At 47.3% G+C, this 5,360-nt stretch carries 3 protein-coding genes; all 3 read left to right on the top strand.

Going from position 1 to position 5,360, the window contains the following annotated elements; translation table 11 throughout:
- Window positions 1-3,212, top strand: a 3,212-nt coding sequence (locus AB7U36_RS17560) for an efflux RND transporter permease subunit (RefSeq protein WP_428160976.1), incomplete at its 5' end; no start/stop codon positions are given.
- Window positions 3,213-4,523, top strand: coding sequence for a TolC family protein (locus AB7U36_RS17555; protein WP_428160975.1), 1,311 nt, complete (start codon window positions 3,213-3,215; stop codon window positions 4,521-4,523).
- Between the two features lie 108 nt (window positions 4,524-4,631).
- Window positions 4,632-4,889, top strand: a complete 258-nt coding sequence (locus tag AB7U36_RS17550; protein ID WP_428160974.1) for a hypothetical protein — start codon at window positions 4,632-4,634, stop codon at window positions 4,887-4,889.
- The last annotated feature ends 471 nt before the right edge of the window (window positions 4,890-5,360 follow it).

Genomic DNA, 5,360 nt, shown 5'->3' with positions numbered 1-5,360 from the left:
CCAAACTGACGCCGGCCCTGATTATTGCCTGCGCCACGCTTGGGCTCTTTGCAGTCCTTTTAACTCCCCGGGAGGAAAATCCCCAGATCATCGTACCTGGTGCACAGGTTCAGGTCGTCTGGCCCGGCGCATCCTCCGGCGAGGTCGAGGAACTGGTGCTCAGGCCGCTGGAAAGTATAGTCCAGCAAATACATGGAGTCGATCATACCTATGGTGTTGCAGTGAATTCCGCCGCTGTCCTTGTGGTCGAATTTATCGTTGGCGAAAACAAAGAAGACTCTTTGGTCAAACTCTACGACCGGGTGTTGGGGCAAAGGGATAAATTGCCTGATTCAGCCCAACTCCCCCTGATAAAAAGCGTTGATATTGACGATGTTCCTATCCTGACCGTCACCCTGGCATCTGAGCAATATAACGATTACGCGCTGAAAAGAATTGCCGACCGGATGGTGGATAAAATCAGGGGAATTCCCGAGGTCTCGGACGTGTACGTTAAGGGCGGCGCTCACCGCGAGCTTAGAATAGAACTGGAACCGGAAAAACTTCAATCATACGGCACCACGCTTGACCAGGTCAAAGCCCTGATAACTGCCGGAAATGTTGCCGCCCCCATGGGCAGTGTAGTTGTTGACAGCAGGAACAGAGACGTCTTTCTTGATGGCTTTATCTCTTCGGCAGATGACCTTGGAAAGCTCATTGTTGGAAATTATCAAGGGCGCCCGATTTACCTTGGTGATGTTGGCCAGGTCATAGACGGCCCGCCAAATGAAAGAAAGGATCTGAGCCGTTTTGCTTTCGGGCCTGGTGATAAGCGTTTTGCCAAATACCGGCAACCGGAAGTTCCTGCGGTATCCATAGCGGTTGCGAAAAAAAAAGGAACAAATGCTGTCTTTGTCGCAGATGATGTCATCAAGCGTATAAGAAGAATGCAGGATCAGTTTGTGCCTGCGGATGTCGATGTGGTGATCACCCGTGATGACGGAAAAAAGGCAGACGATGCAGTATCACTTTTAATAGAGCATTTGGGTATTGCCATTTTTGTTGTTTTCGTAACCACTATGTTCTTTCTTGGTATCAAGGAGGCATGTATTGTGGGGATTACGGTTCCCCTTACCCTCTCCCTTGTTCTTGGTGCCGACTTTTTTTGCGGGCCGACCATTAACAGGATCACCCTTTATGCCCTGATCCTTTCTCTGGGGATGATGGTTGATGCCGCAATCGTTGTTATCGAAAACATTCACAGGAGAAATGAGACCATTGGCAGCGGAGATCCAACCCAGACTGCTGTGCTGGCCACCAATGAAATAGGGAATCCGACCAATCTGGCAACCTTTGCAGTAATGATCGTCTTTCTCTCCATGGTTTTATTGACAGGGATGCCGGAGCAATACTTTTTTCCGGTCCTGTTCAATGTGCCGATATCCATGCTGGCATCCATCATTGTTGCCTACATTGTTGTCCCCTGGGCAACCAATAAATGGATCAAACCGCATAAGGCAGTTCATCTATCTGGTACAAAGCAAAAAAAATTTACCATCCAGTCGTTATTTAAAAACGGGTTAATCCGTATTCTGGACAGACCCGAGTCCTATAAATGGGTCTTTTTTATTGTTTTGCTGGTTATTGGCCTGTCCATATTTCAGCCTCTGTGGCAGTTCATTCGTCCTGCCGGTATTAAAGGGCCGCAATCGTGGTTTGGTGTGGAAATGGGCATGCTGCCCAAGGATAACAAAAACACCTTCAATATAACCATAGATATGCCGGAAAACTCCTGTGTGGAAGTTACCGACCAGCTCACCAGAGAGATTGGAACGCTCTTGCGGCAGATACCTGAAGTCAGAAATTACCAGGTTTGGGTCGGGACATCGGGCATTCCTGATATGGTAAGTTTTCTTCGGGGAACAGCAGCCAAAAAGGGATCATATGTGGCAGAGATCCGGGTAAATCTGACGGACAAAAAAATCCGCAAAAAAAGTTCCATTGAACTCGTAAGAGAGTATCGGCCTGCTTTTCTTCAGGCAGCCAGAAAATTTCCCGGAGCAACTGTACAACTGGTGGAAGATCCGCCGGGACCGCCTTTGCAATCCACGGTTCGGGCTGAGATATACGGGCCGGACCTAAAGCTGCTACGTACCTTATCAGGCCTTGTCTTCAGCGAATTTGAAAAGACCTATGATATGGCGGAAACAACGGATACGGAACCTGTTGATATTTTTCAGTACCACCTTGTGGTCGATAGAGAAAAGGCCATGCTTTCCGGGCTGACCACCGGGGAAATAGCTCTTGCGCTGCACCGGTTGATAGACGGAGAACAGATAGGGGTTGCCCATATTGAAGATGAAAAAAATCCCATCCCCATCAGCCTGAAAATACCACGGCGCTTTCAGGTTCACCCGGAACTTCTAGCAAGGGTGTTAATTAGCAACCGGCAAGGGAAACAAATTCCCCTTTCCGAGCTTGTGAGAAGCACGCCATCCGCCGTAGACAGACCGATACGTCACAAAGATAACGTCAGGGTAACCTATGTGGGAGGTGAGCTTGGCTCTACCTCGCCTGTGTATGCGGTTCTGGGTCTGAACAAAAGATTAAAAAGGATCACCCTGGAAGACGGCAGCAGACTCACCACGGGAAACCTGGGGCTGATTGAAGATATCGCCAACCCACTGAAGGGGTATACCGTTCTCTGGGAAGGTGAGATGAGAATGACAATGGATGTTTATCGTGAGCTCTTCTCCGCTCTTACCCTGTCCCTGCTTGTCATTTATTTTCTGCTTGTGGCATACTATAGGTCCTTTGCGCTGCCCCTGATTGCCATGATATCTATCCCTTTGGGTGTAGCAGGAGTTTTCCCGGGCCACCTCATAATGCATCAGCAGTTTAGCGCACCTTCAATAATAGGCCTTCTGGCTCTTTCCGGGGTGGTGGTCAGAAGTTCACTGTTGATTATAGATTTTACCCTTCAGCATATCGCCGACGGCAAATCCATCAGAGATGCGGTGGTCCAGTCAGTGGAAATGCGTACCCGTCCGATCATTCTCACAGCCCTGGCCGTTATACTGGGGATTGCAATAATGCTCACTGACCCGGTGTTCGGTGGGCTTGCGACAACCCTTATCTTTGGGACAGCAGTATCAACAGTTATGACCCTGATTGTCATTCCCCTGATATTGTATCTGTACCTGACAGGCAGGGAAAAGTGTTTGGGAAAATAAATGAAAACCACCAAAAAGAATAACAGGTTATTGCGCATTGTTCTTACCTTGATAGTGATACTGCCTGGGATCGCATCAACTGCGTCCTCGGAAACCCTGCAAGACGCATGGAAACAAGCGTTAGGTGAAAACAGGGGGTATCGATCGACTCAGCAAAATGCTGAAGCGGCTGCAAGTACTGTGGATGCGGCAAAAGCCCTGAAATGGGGCAGGGCAGATCTTTCCGCCGGATTTATAAAGATAGAAGATCAGCAGGCCCTGAAGGCAGACCTGATGGGACAGAATGTTTTGGTTCCTATCTTTGAGGAAGAGAGTCTTTCCTATGGGCTTATCGCCACCCTGCCAATTTATACAGGCGGACGTATAAGCGAGGGAATTGGGGCTGCGCAATCCCTGCATGCCGCTGCCCTTGATCAGGTGTCCACCCACGAGCAGAACTTAAAAATGAAGGTGGCTAACGCGTATGTCACCGTTCTGAGAGCAAAAAGAATTTTACGGCAGGCCCAGTCCCATGTTAAAAACCTGCAAGCTCACCAATATGATGTGGAGGGTCTGTATAAACAGGGAATGGTCATAGTCAGCGATAAACTTTCTGTTCAGGTTGCTCTTGCTGATGCACGACAAGGTGTGCTCAAGGCAAAAAACGGACTTGACCTTGCCAAAGCAGCATATAACAATCTGTTGATGAGACCGCTTGAAGCAGATGTTGCCCTTGAAGAAACCCAAGCAGTGAATGACTTATCCGATGCCTCCCTTGATGACCTTACCCTGATGGCACTGGAAAACCGTAAGGAATTACATACCTATGAAAACAGCATCACAGCTTTGGGGCACAAGAAAAAAGTAATCCAGGGGGGAAAACTTCCCCAGGTTGGTATTATCGGCGGTTATCTCTACCAGGAAGATGACTATCTGGAAAATGAAGGGAACTGGATGGTGGGGGTTCAAGTCAAAATGAACTTATTTGACGGAAGGGAGAAGACATATAAGGAGCAGGCTGTCAGCAGGCAGGTTCGAGCTCTTCACAGCAAATTATCAGAATTAAGAGCCCTCATTTCTCTGCAGGTTCGTCAGGCATGGCTGGATAAAATTGAAACCGGAAAAAGAATCAGGGTGACTGAAGAGGCGACCGCCCTTGCTGAAGAGAACCTCAAGGTTGTCAGGGACAGGTATGTCAACGGTTTCACCTCTCACACAGAAGTACTTGATGCTGAAACCCTGAGAGTAAACAGTCAAACAAACGCAGCAAATGCATTTTACGACTGGATTCTTGCCCGTTTTTGTCTCAAGTACTCTCTTGGAAGGTTATAGAGAGGGCATCAATGAAGGGAATAGGGATCATAGCTCCCGTCTTTAACAACATAACTGATATGTACACCACCTATCAAAAACAGGTTAAAAAAGGAAGGAACAAAATCAATGAAAAAATTATTTGAAGACGTAAAAAAAGACATGGAACAACTGAAAGATGAAATAAGGCTTCAGGCCCATCTCGGAAAGGTGGAAGCCAGACAGGAATTTGAAAAGCTGGAAAAAAAGTTCGATGATATAGTGGCAAGAGTAAAGCCATTTACAGATGAGGTGGAAAAGACGGCGGAAAAGACAGGAGCTGCTCTAAAAATTGCGGCTGAAGAGTTAATGGTTGGAATGGACAGAATACGCAAGCTTATCAAGTAACAACTTGATTCGTAGACGCATGGTACATATCTAATCAATCAAGCAGTTGAAACGCAATACGGGTCGCGTTTATACCATCAGTGCGACGTTTGCGAAGTATGGGGCTTGGTTGATTGTAAATTATCCCCTGGGTCAGGATAGATGTCGGTGTGCCAAAAACGCAAGCCACGATGATTGCTTGCCGAAAGGACACTATATATGAGCCAAAGCTCGGTGTAATTCCTGCTCAATTTATTTCATCTGCGCTCCTAAGGCTTCAATATCGGGTGAATGAAATCCAACAGTTCATATCCCAAGACAATTGTTGGCAGGAAGCGGAACGACAATCGTCTTGACATCACCAAAATTATGTTTTAGAAAACCCTCCGTTTAAGTGACTGCTGAAATACTAAATGGAGGAGTATATGTCTGAACTTGAGACGCGTGTGGAATGTAAGAGCCTTCTTAAAAAAGTGATGAAGGCTGAAGAGA

It is taken from the genome of Desulfobacter sp., from assembly GCF_050177295.1.
This window is presented reverse-complemented; position numbering and strand designations above follow the sequence as displayed.

Excerpts from the sequence above, each read along its gene's own strand:
- AB7U36_RS17550 (WP_428160974.1), top strand. The coding sequence starts at position 4,632 with ATGAAAAAATTATTTGAAGACGTAAAAAAAGACATGGAACAACTGAAA.
- AB7U36_RS17555 (WP_428160975.1), top strand. The coding sequence starts at position 3,213 with ATGAAAACCACCAAAAAGAATAACAGGTTATTGCGCATTGTTCTTACC.